General features: G+C 41.6%; 16 protein-coding genes and 1 pseudogene. 14 read left to right on the top strand and 3 right to left on the bottom strand.

All coding sequences use genetic code 11. The annotated features are described in order from the left end of the window. Positions 1-9: 9 nt before the first annotated feature. Complete coding sequence (gene plsY, locus AOG26_RS01800; protein ID WP_082401545.1) at positions 10-612, bottom strand: glycerol-3-phosphate 1-O-acyltransferase PlsY; 603 nt, start codon at positions 610-612, stop codon at positions 10-12. A gap of 228 nt (positions 613-840) precedes the next feature. Here plsY and folB point away from each other — a divergent pair, with 228 nt between their 5' ends. From folB to trmB, 8 genes are all read left to right on the top strand, one after another. Next, positions 841-1197, top strand: a complete 357-nt coding sequence (folB, locus tag AOG26_RS01795) for a dihydroneopterin aldolase (protein ID WP_054560953.1) — start codon at positions 841-843, stop codon at positions 1195-1197. Between the two features lie 2 nt (positions 1198-1199). Next, entirely contained in the window at positions 1200-1688 is a 489-nt protein-coding gene (folK, locus tag AOG26_RS01790; RefSeq protein ID WP_054560952.1) for a 2-amino-4-hydroxy-6-hydroxymethyldihydropteridine diphosphokinase, read from the top strand. Beyond that, on the top strand, positions 1685-2488 hold the full coding sequence (locus tag AOG26_RS01785; protein ID WP_054560951.1) for an undecaprenyl-diphosphate phosphatase: 804 nt from the start codon (positions 1685-1687) through the stop codon (positions 2486-2488). The genes folK and AOG26_RS01785 overlap by 4 nt, the downstream gene beginning before the upstream one ends. Before the next feature lie 160 nt (positions 2489-2648). Beyond that, positions 2649-3992 carry a UDP-N-acetylmuramate:L-alanyl-gamma-D-glutamyl-meso-diaminopimelate ligase gene (gene mpl, locus AOG26_RS01780; protein ID WP_054560950.1) on the top strand — a complete coding sequence of 448 codons (1344 nt, stop codon included), beginning with the start codon at positions 2649-2651 and terminating at the stop codon, positions 3990-3992. Positions 3993-4014: 22 nt separating this feature from the next. Continuing rightward, positions 4015-4638 carry a flavin prenyltransferase UbiX gene (locus AOG26_RS01775; protein ID WP_054560949.1) on the top strand — a complete coding sequence of 208 codons (624 nt, stop codon included), beginning with the start codon at positions 4015-4017 and terminating at the stop codon, positions 4636-4638. Next, positions 4635-5564: an ABC transporter ATP-binding protein gene (locus AOG26_RS01770; protein ID WP_054551082.1), complete on the top strand. Its 930-nt coding sequence runs from the start codon at positions 4635-4637 to the stop codon at positions 5562-5564. Before AOG26_RS01775 ends, AOG26_RS01770 begins: the two co-directional genes overlap by 4 nt. Further along, on the top strand, positions 5564-6331 hold the full coding sequence (locus tag AOG26_RS01765; protein ID WP_054560948.1) for an ABC transporter permease: 768 nt from the start codon (positions 5564-5566) through the stop codon (positions 6329-6331). The genes AOG26_RS01770 and AOG26_RS01765 overlap by 1 nt, the downstream gene beginning before the upstream one ends. After that, positions 6331-6996: a tRNA (guanine(46)-N(7))-methyltransferase TrmB gene (gene trmB, locus AOG26_RS01760; RefSeq protein WP_054560947.1), complete on the top strand. Its 666-nt coding sequence runs from the start codon at positions 6331-6333 to the stop codon at positions 6994-6996. Before AOG26_RS01765 ends, trmB begins: the two co-directional genes overlap by 1 nt. On the opposite strand, the gene AOG26_RS01755 is transcribed toward trmB, so the two are convergent. Then, positions 6993-8843: a bifunctional diguanylate cyclase/phosphodiesterase gene (locus AOG26_RS01755; protein ID WP_054560946.1), complete on the bottom strand. Its 1851-nt coding sequence runs from the start codon at positions 8841-8843 to the stop codon at positions 6993-6995. The two genes, trmB and AOG26_RS01755, sit on opposite strands and share 4 nt — an antisense overlap. Positions 8844-9091: 248 nt before the next feature. On the opposite strand from AOG26_RS01755, the gene panP reads away from it, so the two are divergent. Beyond that, positions 9092-10720 (top strand): pyridoxal-dependent aspartate 1-decarboxylase PanP, encoded by a 1629-nt coding sequence (gene panP / locus AOG26_RS01750; RefSeq protein WP_054560945.1) that lies wholly within the window; start codon positions 9092-9094, stop codon positions 10718-10720. Between the two features lie 249 nt (positions 10721-10969). On the opposite strand, the gene argE is transcribed toward panP, so the two are convergent. Beyond that, a complete protein-coding gene (gene argE / locus AOG26_RS01745) occupies positions 10970-12160 on the bottom strand; it encodes an acetylornithine deacetylase (RefSeq protein ID WP_054560944.1) in 1191 nt (396 codons plus the stop codon). A gap of 221 nt (positions 12161-12381) precedes the next feature. Between argE and argC the strand changes: the two genes are divergently transcribed. From argC to argH, 5 genes and pseudogenes are all read left to right on the top strand, one after another. Continuing rightward, positions 12382-13392, top strand: coding sequence for an N-acetyl-gamma-glutamyl-phosphate reductase (gene argC / locus AOG26_RS01740; RefSeq protein WP_054560943.1), 1011 nt, complete (start codon positions 12382-12384; stop codon positions 13390-13392). After that, a complete protein-coding gene (gene argB / locus AOG26_RS01735; RefSeq protein ID WP_054560942.1) occupies positions 13392-14153 on the top strand; it encodes an acetylglutamate kinase in 762 nt (253 codons plus the stop codon). The genes argC and argB overlap by 1 nt, the downstream gene beginning before the upstream one ends. A 7-nt stretch (positions 14154-14160) precedes the next feature. Beyond that, positions 14161-15081, top strand: coding sequence for an ornithine carbamoyltransferase (locus AOG26_RS01730; protein WP_054560941.1), 921 nt, complete (start codon positions 14161-14163; stop codon positions 15079-15081). Between the two features lie 9 nt (positions 15082-15090). Continuing rightward, positions 15091-16293 carry an argininosuccinate synthase gene (locus tag AOG26_RS01725; protein WP_054551091.1) on the top strand — a complete coding sequence of 401 codons (1203 nt, stop codon included), beginning with the start codon at positions 15091-15093 and terminating at the stop codon, positions 16291-16293. 52 nt (positions 16294-16345) lie between these two features. Beyond that, positions 16346-18210 (top strand): annotated as a pseudogene (gene argH, locus AOG26_RS01720) (argininosuccinate lyase). Positions 18211-18458 lie beyond the last annotated feature (248 nt).

Here is an 18458-nt window from a genome sequence, read left to right as displayed (position 1 = left end):
TTTATAGCACTATTCCTGCTCTGGGGCTTTTTTCTTAGCCCCTACTTTAGGTTCTTCCCCCGCCATCAAACGAGTAATATTTGCTCTGTGACGGAAAATTATTAACACGGTCAAAAAGGTAACTGGCAAGGTATACAAAGGTTTTATCCACCATGTATAAAGAGGCGCTAAAGAAACCGTAACCAGTGCCGCAAGCGATGAATAACGTGTGATAGCAACAATTAAGATCCAAGTTGCAATCAACATCCCACCTAGCGATAAACCAATGGGTAATAACGTGCCAAAAGCGGTCGCGACGGCCTTACCACCTTTAAAGCTAAAAAACAGCGGATACATATGCCCTAAACAGGCTGCCACACCAATTAAACCTAGCATTAGTGGGTCTATTTTTAAAAAGTAGGCACCCCAAACAGGGATGGTTCCTTTTAAAATATCAAAGACAAGAACTAAAACAGCGGGGACTTTACCACCTAGGCGATAAACATTTGTAGCACCCGGGTTATTCGATCCATGACTGCGTGGGTCTGGTAGTTTAAACAGCCGTGATACAAGGATAGCGGAAGAGACCGATCCCAGTATGTAAGCTAAAACTAACATTAAAACTTCTAACACGCGCTTCCTTATTTTTTAATCTGCACTTTTGGGCTATCATTGGCGGCAAAACCATCTGCCGCTCTCATCGAGTAGAATGTAAGCACCTTATTGCAATGCATCTATCCGTTATTGTAGGGGTAATTTTTATATATTAAAACAGTATGACAGCTTATATAGCGCATTATTGTTATCAATAAGCGTTTAGTATGAGGAGTTGTTTTAATATTCATGTCACTTGGAGTATCAATGGACAAGGTATATATATCACAACTACATGTAGACACCATTATTGGCGTGTATGATTTTGAAAAAGAAAGTAAACAAAGCCTGTATTTTGATATCGAAATGTTATGTGATATTTCTGCCGCAGCGGCAACTGATGATATAAATTTAGCACTTGATTACGCCAAAGTGAGTGAACGAGTGATTGAGCATACAACGGCAAAACCAGTCGAGTTACTTGAAACTTTAGTTGAGCAATTAGCTGCCATTATTTTAGCTGAGTTTGCGACTAACCAAGTCACTATACGTGTTAGTAAACCAGCCGCAGTACCACAAGCGCAAACGGTGGGAGTTGAGATCACCCGTTGTAAGGCAAACTAACCATGGCGCAAATTTTTATAAGCTTAGGCTCTAATGTCAATAAAGAGCATTATCTTCGACAAGCGCTTATTGCCTTAAAGCCTCACTTTCCAGACTTTATACATTCGTCTGTTTATGAAAGTGAAGCAGTGGGGTTTGCAGGTAGTAATTTTTATAATTCAGTGGTCGCAGCAAAAACAGATATGCCATTAGCTGAACTATGTAAACTACTGAAAAAAATTGAGCTTGATAATGGCCGCACTCGTGAGGATAAAAAGTTTAGTCCTCGCACATTAGACCTTGATTTATTGTTTTATGATGACATTATCTGTGATTCGCCTGCGCAATTACCGCGGGATGAAATAACCAAAAATGCGTTTGTATTGCAGCCTCTCGCTGAAATTGCTCCCGATTTTTATCACCCCGTAGCTAAGCTAACTTTGGCTGAGTTATGGAATAATTATAACAACCCACAACAAAAACTATGGAAGGTGGAGTTTTCTAACCCATGAGTATTATTGAGATAATTGTTTTAGCCTTAATTCAAGGATTGACTGAGTTTTTACCTATTTCGAGCTCAGCACATTTAATTTTACCCTCACAAGTTTTAGGTTGGCACGACCAAGGCTTGGCATTTGATGTTGCGGTACACGTAGGTACGCTAGGTGCTGTGGTACTGTATTTTCGTAAAGAAGTGGTGGATATTCTCGGTGCGTGGTTTAAATCGTTTGGTTCACAAGGCGCAACCGATGATAGTCGTTTAGGCTGGTGGATTATTGTTGCGACCATTCCAGCATTATTAATTGGTTATTTATTTAAAGATTTTGTGGAAAGCTACTCGCGTAATGCCTGGGTTATTGCTACTTCAACCATCGTATTTGGTTTGTTACTTTGGTATGCCGATGTAAAAGCAAAGCAAGTCAAGAATATTTACCAAGTAAACTTTTTCAGTGCGCTTTTATTAGGCTTCTCGCAAGTGCTCGCTATGGTATTTCCTGGCACATCCCGTTCAGGTATTACCATTACTGTGGGCTTAATGTTGGGTCTAAACAAGCAAAGCGCCGCACGTTTTTCGTTTTTAATGTCAATTCCAGTTATTGCTGCAGCTGGTTCATATTATGTATATCAATTGGCTACAGCGGGCGAGGCGATTGATTGGCATGCAATTCTATTAGGCGCAGGTTTATCATTTGTATCGGCTTATGCATGTATTTTCTTTTTCTTAAAAGTGATTGAGCGCATGGGCATGATGCCATTTGTTATCTATCGCTTACTATTAGGTGTCGGTTTGTTTGCATTCTTAATGCTGTAAAATAGGCTTTAAACTTAATTAAAAAACACCTCAAGTTGAGGTGTTTTTTTATGTTGGCTATTTGGCAATACTCTAATGCCGTGTAGTAATGGTAAGTAAAGCTTATATTTGGCATTATAACGCCTTACTTATCTCTTATTCATTTTGCTCAGGACAGTAGATGCATATTCACATTCTTGGAATTTGTGGCACCTTTATGGGTGGTATTGCCGCAATCGCTAAATCGTTAGGTCACACAGTGACAGGCTCTGATCAAAATGTGTACCCGCCGATGAGCACGCAATTAGAAGAGCTAGGAATTACACTCACCCAAGGTTATGACGTTGCCCAACTAGAACCCGCGCCAGATATGGTGGTGATTGGTAATGCTATGAGCCGAGGCAACCCTTGCGTTGAATACGTTCTTGATAAAGGCTTGCCTTATACTTCTGGTCCAGAATGGTTAAAGCATAATTTACTGCAAAACTCTTGGGTGTTGGCTGTGGCCGGAACACACGGCAAAACGACTACAGCCAGTATGCTGGCATGGTTACTAGAATACGCAGGAATGAAACCGGGCTTTTTAATTGGTGGTATCGTACAAAACTTTGGTGTGTCTGCCCGTGTAGGCGAAACGCCATTTTTTGTTATTGAAGCCGACGAATACGACACGGCGTTTTTCGATAAACGCAGTAAATTTGTTCATTACTTACCGCGCACCTTAATTCTAAATAATCTTGAATTTGATCATGCTGATATTTTTGAAGATTTAAACGCGATAAAGAAACAATTTCACCACTTGATGCGTACATTACCCTGTAGTGGCAAAGTGATTTGGCCAAGCCAAGACGAAGCACTACAAGATGTGATTGAGCGTGGCCTTTGGAGCGAAAGTGAAACACTGGAGGGTGATTGGGATTACCGTTTACTAAAAGCTGATGGTAGTGAATTTGAAGTACTACTAAATTCACAAGTGCAAGGTGTTGTCAGCTGGCAAGCCATGGGTGAGCACAATGTCAAAAATGCCATTATGGCTATTGCAGCAGCCAGACATGTAGGCATCGCGGTATCAGTCAGTATTGCTGGATTAGCTGAGTTTATCTCACCTAAGCGCCGTATGGAGCTTAAGGCCGACGTTAATTCAATAAAAGTGTATGACGACTTTGCCCATCATCCAACGGCAATTAAAACGACCTTAGCAGGGCTACGTGCAAAAGTAGGCACTGATAAGATAATTGCTATTTTAGAGCCTCGTTCAAACACCATGAAAATGGGCGTGCATCAACAAACCCTGATTGATTCACTCGATGCAGCAGATGATGTGTATTTATTTGAGCCAGAAAATTTAAGCTGGTCGCTTAAAGAATATGCAGACAAAGCAGGTATGCATTGCATGAAAAGCACTGAGGAAATCATTACTCAGGTTGTTGGCAACAGTGCGCCGTCACAGCATATTTTAATTATGAGTAATGGTGGTTTTGAAGGTATTCATCAGCGTTTAATCACAGCCCTTGAGCAAAACTAACCAGTATACGGAGCTTAACTGTATGCAATTTAAAGATAAAATAACGTTAGCTTTTAGCGGTGCTTCAGGTGCTCCCTATGGCTTACGGTTACTAGAGGTATTACTTGAACAGCAGTTTCAGGTGTATGTATTGATCTCAAGTGCGGCAAGAGTGGTCTTTGATACAGAATCGAATATCAAACTTTCGGGTAATGAATACAAAGCGACAGAGCAGCTTAGTACACTTTTTAATGCCGCTCCTGAGCAACTAAAAGTATTTGGTAAAGACAACTGGTTTAGTCCTGTTGCATCTGGTTCAGCCGCGCCGAAAAAAATGGTGGTGTGCCCTTGTAGTGCAGGTTCAGTATCTGCAATTGCGGTCGGCGCATCAGATAACTTACTCGAACGCGCTGCTGACGTGGTTATTAAAGAGCGTGGGCAACTGATTTTAGTCCCGCGTGAAACGCCATTTAGCGAAATCCACCTTGAAAACATGCTGAAGCTAGCACGACTAGGCGTAACTATTATGCCTGCGGCACCGGGGTTTTATCATCAACCAGAGCAGATTTCCGATTTGGTTGATTTTATGGTGGCGCGAATTTTAGATCATTTAAACATTGAACATACTTTGACGAAACGTTGGGGTTATGGAGAGGGCAAACAGTGAGCGAAAAAACGATCGCATTAAATATTGAAGGCCTAAAAAAGGTTTATAAAAATGGTGTTGAAGCCGTAAAAGGCATTGATTTACAAGTTCAGCAAGGCGACTTCTTTGCCTTACTTGGACCAAACGGGGCAGGTAAATCAACCACTATTGGTGTTATCTCATCGTTAGTGAATAAAAGCGCCGGCCGTGTCCAGGTATTTGGTCACGATATTGATACAGACCTTGAAGCTGCTAAGTCTGAACTAGGCTTAGTACCGCAAGAATTTAATTTCAGTCAGTTTGAAACACTAAATCAAATTTTGGTTAACCAAGCAGGCTATTACGGTGTACCAAGAAAGCTGGCGCATGAGCGTGCCGAAAAATACTTAAAGCAGCTAGGCTTATTTGAGAAAAAAGATAAACAAGCGCGCACCCTTTCAGGTGGTATGAAACGCCGTTTAATGATTGCTCGTGCACTGATGCATGAACCTAAATTACTCATTTTAGATGAACCAACAGCGGGTGTTGATATTGAGCTACGTCGCTCTATGTGGGATTTTCTTCGCGAGATTAATAAGCAAGGTGTGACCATCATCTTGACCACCCATTATCTAGAAGAAGCTGAGCTGTTATGTAAAAACATCGCGATTATCGACAGTGGTGTGATTGTTGAAAACACCACCATTAAAGCGTTACTTGCCAAGCTTGATAAAGAAACTTTCGTACTTGATTTAAAGCAGCCAGTACAGCCAATTAGCATTGAAGGTTATAAATACACACTGACCGATGATCACACTTTAGAAGTTGAAGTGGCGAAGTCTCAGGGCTTAAACCAGGTTTTTAGTGCGCTGACTGAACAAGGTAATACTGTGCTGAGTATGCGAAATAAAGCAAACCGTTTAGAAGAGCTGTTTGTAGGGTTATTAGAACAAGGGCGAGGCGAATAATGTTTAGATATGGAGTAGCGCTAAAAAGTATTTGGATCAAAGAGTGTATTCGCTTTTTACGTATTTGGGTGCAAACCTTAGTTCCACCTGCAATCACGATGAGCCTGTACTTTGTGATTTTTGGTAATCTGATAGGTTCTCGTATCGGTGATATGGGTGGCTTTAGTTATATGGAGTTTATTGTCCCGGGTCTGATTATGATGTCGGTGATCACCAACTCTTACTCGAATGTTGCCTCGAGCTTTTATTCCACTAAATTTCAAAAAAGCATTGAAGAGCTCTTAGTTGCACCAGTGCCAAACTACATCATTGTACTTGGCTACATGGGCGGTGGTATGACACGAGGTATGCTGGTTGGTTTAATTGTTACCTGTGTCTCTTTGCTATTTGTTGATATTCAAATTCATAATATTTTTGTGATTATGGCTACGGTTATTTTAACGTCGGCTGTATTTGCGTTAGGCGGACTTATCAATGCAATTTATGCTAATAGCTTTGATGATATTAGTATCATCCCGACCTTTATTTTAACGCCGCTGACTTATCTCGGTGGGGTGTTTTACTCTATCACCTTGTTGCCAGAATTTTGGCAAGGCGTATCACAAGTAAACCCAATTATTTATATGGTAAATGCATTTAGATATGGTTTCTTAGGTGTGTCTGATGTCGACTTATCGGTAGCATTTGGTGTACTTGGTTTATTTATTGTGGGTTTATTTACGTTAGCATTAACCCTTATTAAACGTGGTGTGGGGCTTAGACACTAATGACGGATGCAAATTCGAGAAGTATTGTATCGAATCAACCTAGCTTACATGAAAAGCTAGACGAAATTGTTTTAAAGCACCTAAGTGCTGAATTTAAAAAGCCGATTGCAGAGCATACGCAAGCGGCTTTTGATCAGGTAAACGAAAAGGTGCAGGCATTTAACGGGCCTATTATTCTTGATTCGTGTTGTGGTGTGGGTGAAAGCACCGCTAACTTAGCTAAACGTCACCCTGATGCATTGGTGATTGGCATTGATAAGTCATCACATCGTTTAGATAAGCATGATATCGAGTACAAGCAAACGGATGCAGGGCAGTACATTTTAGTACAAGCTGATTTAAATGATTTTTGGCGCTTAGCGGTGGCTGCAAACTGGCAACCGAGTCATCATTACTTGTTGTATCCAAACCCTTGGCCAAAAGCAAAGCACTTGCAAAGACGCTGGCACGGCGCTGCAATTTTTCCGTATATCGTAAAATTAGGCGGCCGCTTAGAGCTGAGAAGCAACTGGGATATATACGTAAAAGAGTTTGCCCGCTCATTAGAGCTTGCAGGGCATAAGTGCGATGTTGAGCTGTATGAAAGCGATACTGCAATTACCCCATTCGAACGTAAATATTGGGCCAGTGGTCAACAAAGTCACCGTTTGGTGATCAACCTTTAATGAATATAGGGAGTCGGCGGTGCAAAATGACTCCCTTGCATTAAAGTAACACCTGCTCGAGCAAGCGCGTCAGCTATTTGTTCGTTCTCAACTTGCTCAGCAATTACATCTAATTTTAATTGCTGAGCATATTTCACCAAGTTTTCAATAAATAGATAGTTATCAGTATTGGTATGAATTTGGCTCACCAACCCTTTATCTAGCTTCAAGCCATCAATTTCTAGCTTCCTAATGTGGGGTAAGTTTGAAAAGCCCGCGCCGAATTCATTGATAATAACCTGAGCACCTTTATTTTTTAGGGTGTTAATAAAGGTTTTTACTTCACTAAAGTAAGCAATGGCATCACGCTCATAAAACTGAAAAATAATATTATGAGGCTGCGGATAGCGCCTAAGTTGTAACTCTAAAAACTCGCTTAAGCTTGGGTCGAGAATATCTTGTGCGGTAATGTTGATACTCCATCGCACATTGGTTTTTCTAAACTGCTCAATGCAGCGAGTAAACATGGTGCGCCTTAAAAGACCGTCCATACGTGAGCGCTTTAGCACCATCATAAAGTAATCTGGCGCATGAATACGACCCGTGGCACTGGCCATTCTGGCTAGGCATTGATAATGGTCAATGTGTTTGCTTTGGTTATTATAGACCGCTTGAAAGTAAGGTACGATACGGTTGTTATCGAAGGCTTCTTTTACTTCTTTGGCAAGCGTAACATTGCTTCTAAACTTCTCTTCAACCTGCTTAAACACATTTTCATAACGTACAATACGCTGATTATTTAGCTTTGCTTGTTGCAGCGCAACATGGGCATTTTCAATCAGCATTAATTTATTACCTGTAGCAATACCTGCATACAAGCTCACGTAGATATAAGGCTCTTTTAACGCAGGAATAGCATAGTTAAAAGCATTAATAACATCATCGATATTACGCTCATCACTATGCGTTCGTAATAGCGCAATTTTATTCGTTGCTAATCGATAGACAAATCCTTCGCTAGGCATCCTTGATTGAAAATAGCTAAGCAAGTTAGCCATTACTTTGTCGCTCACTTCAGTGCCATAAAAACTGCTAATATCTTCTAACTCATTAATGGCAATAACTGCTAGCTCCATACGGTGTTTGGTGGTTTTTTTTATGTAGTATTCAAGGGCAACATGGTTAGCAAAGCCGGTGCGGGCATCTGTTGAGAGGGAGCGTTTTAGTTGTAAAAAATACAGCCCAGCAATTAGCGCTGCAATAAAGAAAAAGAAACAGCCTGTGATCATTGCACGGGTCACACTGTGCTGCAGTTGCTGATTTAAGTCACTAATGGTTATGTCGGCACCAGTTATATAGGTGTGACCATTATCATCAACAAAAGTGACAAAGATGCTTTTAAAATAGCCCCATTGATCTTTTGATACCTCAAATACCGGCTCTGTTGAAAAAAAAGCTTCTTTGTTAAGTTCTGTCGCTTCGGGGTAGGCATCTAGAAACTGTGTTACGCGGCCATTGTTTTGATCTTTTTGCGTGTAACTCGACGCACTAAAGTAGACTTTGCCGTCGCGCAATACCATTGCGTACACATAGGCAAGCTGCATTTGTTTTGCATACTCAGATAGGGCTCGGCTTTTGTCTTTATATATTGCCGAAGAGATTGGTAAGCCCGCATTAACTATATTGTGATAGTCATCACCTAGGATATGTTTGACACTGACCGCAGCATTAAGCAGTTTGGTATCGATATTCTCCATGATCTCACTACGCGTGGTTTCATAGGTGTAATAGATATAGCCAAATAAGCTAATAAAAAATGCGGCGAAGCCATATAGCAGCCAGCTGGTTTTTTGCATTCCTTTGGGCATAGAGATTCCCTTTGCAGTTATCGTTTGATTATACTCAAAAAAAGCGTATCTGATAGTATAAAATGACTGCAAATTTCATTAACTGATCACTTTTTTGTCATCGAAATTAGCGCTTTTTTGCTTTATGCGAGACATTTTCGTGATATTCCAGTAAAGTTAGCCAATTTCGTAGAAACAGTGCCGCAAAAGTGCTTACCTAGATGTCCCATCATCGGGTGCATTTTTAGCTGCTAATTATGGGTATTAGGATGGATCAAAAGCGTTGTGCCGTCGCCTCTAAAGAAAGCTTGATTCGTATTTTTACGGTGCCAGAAGCACCAGACTCGACATTAAGTAAAATCGAATCTGAAATTTCTAGCAACTTAGCTGGGTTCTTAAATGAGAACATAGCTGCTATCGAAAAGCCTTTGCACGAAATTGAAAAAGACTTTCAAACGGCTACTATTCCAGAAGAGCCGACCTTTGTATCTGACTATGCTCAAGACATTATGGAGCAGTTGGTTGCTCATTCTGTTCATACCGCTGCGCCGAGCTTTATTGGCCATATGACCTCAGCATTACCGCATTTTGTGTTACCGCTGTCTAAGTTAATGGTCGGTCTTAACCAAAACCTAGTAAAAATTGAAACTTCAAAGGCATTTACGCCTCTTGAAAGACAAGTTTTGGGCATGATGCATCACCTTGCATATGGAGAAGACGACAGCTTTTATAGTAAATGGATGCACAGTGCGAAAACGTCATTAGGCGCATTTTGTTCAGGTGGCACTGTTGCTAACATTACTGCACTATGGATTGCCCGCAACCGTTTATTAAAAGCGGATGGTGACTATAAAGGTATTGCTGCACAGGGGTTAATCGCTGGAATGCTGCATTATGGCTATAAAGGCTTAGCTGTGCTTGTTTCTGAGCGAGGTCATTACTCATTAGGCAAAACCGTTGATTTACTGGGTATTGGTCGCGATAACATTGTCGCAATTGCAACCGGCGAAAATAATAAAGTCGATGTTGATGCGATGCGTAAAAAGGCTCATGAGCTTGAAGCCTCTGGCATTAAGGTAATGGCACTCGTGGGTGTTGCTGGGACGACTGAAACAGGCAGCATAGATCCACTAAATGAAATGGCTGATTTGAGCGAAGAACTTGGCTGTCATTTTCATGTCGATGCTGCATGGGGTGGTTCAACCTTATTATCTTCAAATTACCGCCATCTATTGAGCGGTATCGAACGCGCTGATTCAATAACCATTGATGCACACAAACAAATGTATGTACCAATGGGGGCTGGTCTGGTGTTATTTAAAGACCCAGCTGCGACGGATGCTATTGAGCATCATGCGGAATATATTCTTCGTAAAGGCTCAAAAGATTTAGGCAGTCATACCCTTGAGGGCAGCCGCCCTGGTATGGCAATGTTAGTGCATGCTTGCTTACGTGTTATTGGCCGTAAAGGCTACGAGATGCTAATTGATCGCAGTATCGTGAAAGCACGCACTTTTGCCGACATGATCAAGCAGGATGAAGACTTTGAGTTAATCTCAGAGCCTGAGCTTTGCTTATTAACCTATCGTTACGTACCAAAAGAAATCCAAGCGAAGCTTAAAGATGCTGACGAAGAAACGAAATTAGATATTTACGCTTCGTTGAATCGCTTTACTGCAAGCATGCAAAAACGTCAGCGTGAAGCGGGTCGTTCTTTTGTATCGCGTACTCGTTTAACTCCTGCAAAATATGACCATCAACCTACCGTGGTATTTCGTGTTGTATTAGCCAACCCGTTAACCTCTAAAGCAATTCTAAAAGATATTTTAGCGGAGCAAAAAGAACTAGCGAAAACTGATCCGGTATTTAAAAAGTACTTGAGTAAGTACATGGATTAGAAAAGGGAGCGTGATGCTCCCTTTTATTATACCCAAGCCACCTCAAGATGCAGAATTCAGCGTTTCACAGGTGCTTAATATCAAGGCGTTACTTTGCAAGAATGGTAGTCCCTTTTAAGAAGTAACAACGATGAGAGTAAGTGCCTGTGAAGCGCCCGAAGGGTTGGTTTAAAAGCGATTTATACTGCGTTATTGATTTTAAAAATAGAACCACTATTACTTGCAATCAATGCCTTGTCTAAATCGCTTTTAATTCCAACTGAAACTCGCATCTTGAGGTGGTTTGGGTATATTACTAAAGCAGCTTGCTTTAATCATGTTACTGATAATCGCTTGTGATGGTTTAATTTTTTCCATCGCCAAAAACTCATCTGGCTGGTGGGCTTGGTTAATTGAGCCGGGCCCCATGACGATGGTTTCGCAGCCAAGCTGTTGAATAAAAGGGGCTTCTGTACAATAGTTTACAGCGACAGCTGGTTGACCTGAGACTTTTTCGGCCAGTTTTACTAATGCTGTATCAGTGCTACCACTAAATGCTGGGATAGGTTCATGCATGTCGATAACACTCACTGCATTTGGGTATTGGGCATTAATTTCTTCTGCAGCAGTTAACAAAATGGCTTGTAGTTCTTGCACACTTAAACCAGGTAAAGGCCGCATATCAATGTGCATTTCACAGCAGCCACAAATGCGGTTGGCATTATCACCACCATGAATATGGCCAAGGTTTAAAGTAGGGTACGGAATTTCAAAGTGCTCAACTGAATATTTATTCTTTAACTCTTCTTTGATGATTAACAACTTTGTAATCATTTTATGCATGACTTCGATGGCGTTTAAACCACGTTCAGGATCAGAGCTATGGCCTGAGCGACCAATTACTCGAATGGCTGTACTCATATGACCTTTATGAGTAAATACCGGTGTCATATCAGTTGGCTCACCAATGATGCAGCGCGCTGGTTTTAAGTCTGGGTGGCGGCAAATTTGTTGTGCACCCGCCATTGTGGTTTCTTCATCGGCTGTGGCTAAAATTAAAAGTGGCTCTGTTTGCTTCGTAGCATCAAGCTCACTAATTGCTTGCAATACAAAGGCAAAAAAGCCCTTCATATCAATACTACCTAAACCATAAAGTTTATTGTCATGCTCGCTGAGTTTAAACGGATCGTAGTTCCAGCGGCTATCATCAAATGGCACAGTATCAGTATGACCTGCAAGCATTAAACCGCCATCTCCTTCACCGCGTTTCGCTAATAAGTTGTAACGGCCTTTACCGTTTTCAAGCTCTGTGATTTCACATGTAAAACCCAGGCTTTCACACCAGTCTGCGAGCAAGGTAATAACCCCTTTATTGCTCATGCACAAAGAATCTTCAATCGCACTAATTGAAGGGGCAGCAATCAGCTGCTGATACATAGATATAAAAGAGGGTAGCGACATAAAAAAATCCAAAAATAATTATTCAATCTAATTGCATAACAATATAAAAGTATTTATGATGAATATCAATTCACTTTTTAAGCATAAATATTAGTAAAGCTGTACGATGAACACGAAACGACGATAACCTGATTTCATTACTTTAGACAGTGTTTTTATTCGCAATTGAGCGAGTAATTTTAGGCGTATCGATAAATAGATTTAATAGGTAAAAGTAAGCAATGAATGTAGTGATTATTGGCGCAAGTGGTTATAGCGGCGCAGAGCTAGCAAGTTTAGTTGCTAAGCACCCAAAACTGACCCTACAAGCATGTTATGTGTCTGAAGGGAGTTTAGATAAAGGTAAATTATTAAGCGATTTATACCCTGAGCACCTTGGATTGTTAGAGTACCCACTACAACCTCTAACTTCTGAAGCGTACAAAGATATCGAAAGCAATGCTGACTATGTATGCCTGTGTACAGATCACAAGGTCAGTGTTGATCTTGCGCCGCAATTTTTAGCCATGGGTAAAAAAGTATTCGACCTATCTGGTGGTTTCCGTTTAGCTGGGAATGAGGATTACCTGACTTATTACGGTTTCGCACATGAACACCCAGATCTTTTAGAGCAAGCAGCATATGGTTTAGCTGAATGGAATGGCGATGCGATTAGTAAAGCGAACCTTGTAGCTGTAGCGGGTTGTTACCCTACAGCAGCACTTAATTCTTTAAAACCACTTAAAGAAGCAGGGCTATTAGCTGATCAAGCCATTATTGTTAATGCGGTGTCAGGTGTTACAGGCGCTGGCAGAAAAGCCAGTGTTAACACGCACTTTTGCGAAGTGTCACTTGCTCCTTATGGCTTGTTTAACCACAGACACACACCTGAGATTGAGCAGCACCTTGGTCACCCTGTGCTATTCACGCCACATTTGGGTAACTTCCCCCGTGGAATTTTAGAAACTATTTATGTGCAATTAAAACCAGGCGTAACTGCAGAGCAAGTGAATGCGGCTTATCAAGTATTAGCTAACGAGCCGTTAATTCGTTTACTTGGCAATAAAATTCCAAGCATTAAAGGCGTGGCTAAGCAACCATTTGTTGATATTGCATGGCAACAAAAAGGTGAGCAACTCATCGTTATGTCAGCGATTGATAACCTTCTAAAAGGTGCAGCTGGGCAAGCATTACAGTGCATTAATTTAGCCATGGGTGAACCTCACCATACTGGCTTAGTAGGAGCGCTGTAATGAAAACTTGGATCATTAAAGTCGGTGGTGCTGTGTTAAATAGCGCAGATGCCGCAAAAGCGCTTTTTGATGTTTTAGCCTCTGAGCAACAAGATAACTTTGTGATTGTTCATGGTGGTGGAGCCTTGGTTGATGCTTGGCTTAAAGACGCCGGCTTTGTAACTGCAAAACATCAAGGCTTACGTATTAGCCCAAATGAGCAAATGCCATATATTGTTGGTGCTCTTGCCGGTTGTGCCAATAAACAATTGATGAGCCAAGCAATCAGCGCTGGCCACAAACCTGTGGGTTTAAGCCTTTATGAAGCGGGTGTACTGGTATCTGAAAAACTTAAAGTATTGGCGCAAGTAGGTCAGTGCTCAGGTAGTTGTGACAGCGTGCTACCTAGCATGCTTGAACAAGGTCGTTTACCCCTAGTGAGCTCTATTGGCTTTGGAGAAGATGGCCAATGGTACAACGTCAATGCAGATGAAGCTGCAGCGGCTATCGCTAAAGAGCTTAATGCAGAACTTATTTTTATGACAGACGTAGAAGCTGTGCTTGATGCCAATAAGCAGCCTCTACATCAACTTAATACGCAGCAAATCGAAACACTTATCCTTGAAGGAGTCATTCAGGGCGGGATGGAGGTCAAAGTAAAGACCAGCCTTCTTGCTGCCCAACATTTACGACGTGGTGTGTATATCTCAAGCTGGCTGAAGCCAGAGAACTTAGTCGCTTTATTAAAAGGCGAACATGTAGGAACGAAAATTACACCATAGGTATTTCATGTTAAAGAATTTCTTAAATGGTCTTGAATTAGACCAAAAGGGCGCACTTAAATTACTAAACTTAGCGCAAAAAATTAAAGCAAACCCAACAGACTTCAGCCAAGCATTAGCGGGCAAATCAGTGGTTACATTGTTTGAAAAGCCAAGCTTACGTACTCGTTTATCATTTGATATTGGTATTAATAAACTGGGTGGTCACGCAGTTTATTTAGATTCACAAAATGGTGCTATGGGCGCTCGTGAATCAGTTAAAGACTTTGCTCTTAATATCTCAACTTGGGCAGATGGCATTGTTGCTCGCGTGAATGCACACAAAACACTGACCACGCTTGCTGAATATTCATCGGTGCCTGTTGTTAATAGCTTATGTGACTTATATCACCCGTGCCAAGCGCTTGCTGACTTTTTAACGCTGCAAGAAGTCCATGGTGATGTTAGCAAACTAAAGCTTGCTTACTTAGGTGAAGGTAACAACGTCACACACTCTCTAATGCTATTAGCTGCCACTTTAGGTACTGATTTTGTTGCAGTTTGTCCTAAAGGCAGTTCGCCAGATTCGCAAATTCTTAAGCAAGCAGAGCAAATTGCAGCAATGAATGGTGCGTCTGTTATGGTGAGTGACAGAATTGAGGCGGCAGTTGGCGCAAATGCAGTCTATGCTGATACCTGGGTTTCAATGGGTGATAAAACACCGCTTGAGCAGGTTAAAGCTAAATATATGCCATATCAGCTTAACCAAGCCCTACTAGAGAAAACCGGTGCGCAAACGGTACTGCATTGTCAGCCAGCGCATCGTGAGTTTGAAATTACCTCTGAGGTAATGGATGGCCCAGCATCAAAAATTATTCAACAAGCAGAGAATCGTATGCACGCGCAAAATGCTCTACTTGTCACATTATTAAATCCAAATTTTGTTTAAGGAACACCAATGAGTTCAATTAAAAAAGTCGTATTAGCCTATTCTGGTGGTCTTGATACATCGGCAATCGTGCCATGGTTAAAAGAAAACTACGGCTGTGAAGTAATCGCGTTTGTTGCTGATGTTGGCCAAGGCGCAGAAGAGCTTGAAGGCGTTGAAGAAAAAGCCATTGCTTCAGGTGCGTCGGAATGTCATATCGTTGACTTAAAAGACGAAATGGTCAGTGACTATATTTACCCAACTTTAAAAACGGGTTCTATTTACGAAGGCACTTATTTACTAGGTACATCTATGGCGCGTCCAATCATTGCTAAAGCGCAGGTTGAAATTGCCCGTAAAGTAGGTGCCGATGCGCTTTCGCATGGTTGTACTGGTAAAGGTAACGATCAGGTGCGTTTTGAGTCATGTTTCGCAGCCCTTGCACCTGATCTAAAAGTGATTGCCCCTTGGCGTGAGTGGGACTTATCAAGCCGTGAGTCATTACTTGATTACTTAGCTGAGCGTAATATTCCGTGTTCTGCGTCAGCAACAAAAATTTATAGCCGTGATGCTAATGCTTGGCACATTTCTCACGAAGGTGGTGAGCTTGAAGATCCATGGTGCCAACCAAGTGATCAAGTATGGACATGGACTAACTCGCCAGAGCAAGCACCCAATGAAGCAGAATATGTAACATTAAACGTTGTTGAAGGTGAAGTGGTTGCTGTAAATGGTGAATCACTTAAACCATATGACTGCCTAGTTAAATTAAATGACATTGCTGCGCCGCATGGTGTAGGTCGTGTTGATATCGTAGAAAACCGTTTAGTGGGTATGAAGTCGCGTGGCTGTTATGAAACACCAGGGGGCACTGTGATCATGGCTGCTCTTCAAGCGATTGACGAGCTAGTGCTAGATAAATCAAGCCGAAAATGGAAAGAAGTACTTGGTGGCGAGTTCTCTCACTTAGTCTATGACGGTCGTTGGTTTACGCCATTAAAAGACTCGATTCTAGCTGGTGCTGAATCACTGTCTAAGTTAGCAACGGGTGAAGTAGTGCTTAAGCTTTATAAAGGCCAAGTCACTGCGGTACAGAAAAAATCACCGAATAGCTTATACAGCGAAGATTTCGCAACCTTCGGCGAAGATGATGTATATGACCAATCACATGCAGAAGGCTTCATTCGTTTATTCTCGCTATCTAGCAGAATCTCAGCACTAACGAAAAAGTAATTTAATTATTGCCCTGCATTGCAGGGCAATAGCCGAATTTGGAGACAGTTCAATGGCACTATGGGGCGGACGTTTTTCTACGGGTCCAGATGAAGCGTTTAAACAATTCAACGATTCACTTCCTTTTGATTATCAACTTGCAGAGCAAGACATTATTGGTTCAGTTGCTTGGGCTGGGGCGTTAAAACAAGTCAATGTTCTAAACCAGCAAGAATACGATGACTTAGTTGCAGCACTTAATAAGCTGTTAGATGAAGTTAAAGCAAACCCACAAGCAGTGGCTGTAGCTGGGCATGAAGACATTCATTCTTATGTTGAATCAGCACTGATTGATAAAGTGGGTGACCTTGCTAAAAAGTTACACACCGGTCGCAGCCGTAATGACCAAGTTGCAACAGATTTCCGCTTGTGGTGTCGTGATACAGCTGAGCATATTCTTGAAGCAATTGCAGAGCTTAAAGGTGAGTTTATTGCTTTAGCTGAGCGTGAGCTTGGCACTATTTTACCTGGTTACACACACTTACAGCGCGCACAACCTGTGCTATTTAGTCATTGGTGTATGGCCTATGTTGAAATGCTTGAGCGTGATGAAAGCCGCTTAACCGATGCCAAAAATCGTATGAATTATTGCCCACTTGGTAGCGGTGCATTAGCCGGGACTGCGTACCCAATTGATAGGCAAACTCTTGCCGAAGGGTTAGGTTTTACCGGTGCCACACGCAATAGCCTTGATGCTGTATCAGATCGTGATTTTGTAGTTGAGCTATTAAGCTGTGCATCGATTTCGATGATCCACTTGTCGCGCATGGCTGAAGATTTAATTTTCTATAACTCGGGTGAAGCGGGCTTTATTGAGCTTTCTGATGGGGTAACATCAGGCTCTTCACTAATGCCGCAAAAGAAAAACCCAGATGCACTTGAATTAATCCGTGGTAAAACAGGCCGTGTTTTTGGCGCATTCAGTGCCATGATGATGACACTTAAAGCGCTACCACTTGCTTACAATAAAGATATGCAAGAGGACAAAGAGGGCTTATTTGATGCAATGCCAACTTGGCTGGCATGTATTCATATGGCGCAAGCGTGTATCAAAGGCATTAAAGTTAATGCAGATAAAACATTAGCAGCTGCAAAAGGTGGTCACTCAAATGCGACTGAACTTGCTGACTATTTAGTGGCTAAAGGTATTCCATTTAGAGAAGGTCACCACATTGTTGGTACGCTCGTGCAAATGGCTATTGCACAAGGGAATAACTTAGAAGATTTAAGTTTAGAGCAATTTAAGTCAGTGCATAGCATTTTCGAATCAGATGTATATCCTGTATTAGAAATAGATGCCTGTATTAAAGCAAGACAAGCGCAGGGTGGTACCTCTCTTGAGCAAGTAACAAGTGCCATCAAATACGCAAAAAAAAACAGCAAATAGCGGTACGTGACGCAACCTTAAATGATGTTGAGTCCATCGCTAAGCTTATTCAGCATTGGGCTACGGTAGGTGAAAACCTACCACGCGCTAAGAGCGACATGATTCACTCAATTAATGAGTTTGCTGTCACAGAAGTTGAAAACCAAGTTGCTGGCTGTGCTTCGCTGTATATTTACGACACTGGCCTTGCTGAAATTCGCTCGCTTGGGGTGGACCCCGAATCACGAATTGCCGGGCAGGGGCGTCAACTTGTTGAACATTTGCTAAAAAAAGCCAAAAGCTTGGCGCTTAGTCGGGTAATTGTCCTGACAAGAGTGCCAGAGTTTTTTGCAAGCCAAGGTTTCAGCTTTTGTAGCAAAGACAGTTTGCCAGAAAAAGTGATCAAAGATTGTGAGCTTTGCCTTCGCAAAGAGAACTGCGATGAAGTGGCAATGGAATATATTTTAAAGCCAAGTAATAGCGCGGTGATCCCGTGTAAACACGTGGCTTAAATTCCCTGGATGAGAAAAACGCACGGTTACCCCTGTGCGTTTTTTTATACCTGAAATTTAGATTTGCTGATTTTTATGATCAAAAAGATCAAAACTTATAAAAGTTGGATCGTTAATTGCTTTATTATCAGCGCGGTGGCAACGTCGCGATGAAGTATAAAAAAGCGTCAAAAAAATGAGAACGCTTAACTCAGCTTGCAAGCTATTGTAAGCTGTACTGAAAAAACAATTAACTTAAAGGAATTAAC

The sequence above is a fragment of the Pseudoalteromonas sp. UCD-33C genome (assembly GCF_001306895.1).
GTDB lineage: Bacteria > Pseudomonadota > Gammaproteobacteria > Enterobacterales > Alteromonadaceae > Pseudoalteromonas.
The sequence above is the reverse complement of the archived record's forward strand: the minus strand, read 5'-3'. Positions and strand labels throughout refer to the sequence as shown.

Coding starts and splice junctions, on each gene's coding strand:
- argC (WP_054560943.1), top strand. CDS start 12,382: ATGAATGTAGTGATTATTGGCGCAAGTGGTTATAGCGGCGCAGAGCTA.
- AOG26_RS01730 (WP_054560941.1), top strand. CDS start 14,161: ATGTTAAAGAATTTCTTAAATGGTCTTGAATTAGACCAAAAGGGCGCA.
- panP (WP_054560945.1), top strand. CDS start 9,092: ATGGATCAAAAGCGTTGTGCCGTCGCCTCTAAAGAAAGCTTGATTCGT.
- AOG26_RS01725 (WP_054551091.1), top strand. CDS start 15,091: ATGAGTTCAATTAAAAAAGTCGTATTAGCCTATTCTGGTGGTCTTGAT.
- AOG26_RS01775 (WP_054560949.1), top strand. CDS start 4,015: ATGCAATTTAAAGATAAAATAACGTTAGCTTTTAGCGGTGCTTCAGGT.
- AOG26_RS01765 (WP_054560948.1), top strand. CDS start 5,564: ATGTTTAGATATGGAGTAGCGCTAAAAAGTATTTGGATCAAAGAGTGT.
- trmB (WP_054560947.1), top strand. CDS start 6,331: ATGACGGATGCAAATTCGAGAAGTATTGTATCGAATCAACCTAGCTTA.
- argE (WP_054560944.1), bottom strand. CDS start 12,160: ATGTCGCTACCCTCTTTTATATCTATGTATCAGCAGCTGATTGCTGCC.
- argB (WP_054560942.1), top strand. CDS start 13,392: ATGAAAACTTGGATCATTAAAGTCGGTGGTGCTGTGTTAAATAGCGCA.
- folK (WP_054560952.1), top strand. CDS start 1,200: ATGGCGCAAATTTTTATAAGCTTAGGCTCTAATGTCAATAAAGAGCAT.
- AOG26_RS01785 (WP_054560951.1), top strand. CDS start 1,685: ATGAGTATTATTGAGATAATTGTTTTAGCCTTAATTCAAGGATTGACT.
- AOG26_RS01755 (WP_054560946.1), bottom strand. CDS start 8,843: ATGCCCAAAGGAATGCAAAAAACCAGCTGGCTGCTATATGGCTTCGCC.
- folB (WP_054560953.1), top strand. CDS start 841: ATGGACAAGGTATATATATCACAACTACATGTAGACACCATTATTGGC.
- mpl (WP_054560950.1), top strand. CDS start 2,649: ATGCATATTCACATTCTTGGAATTTGTGGCACCTTTATGGGTGGTATT.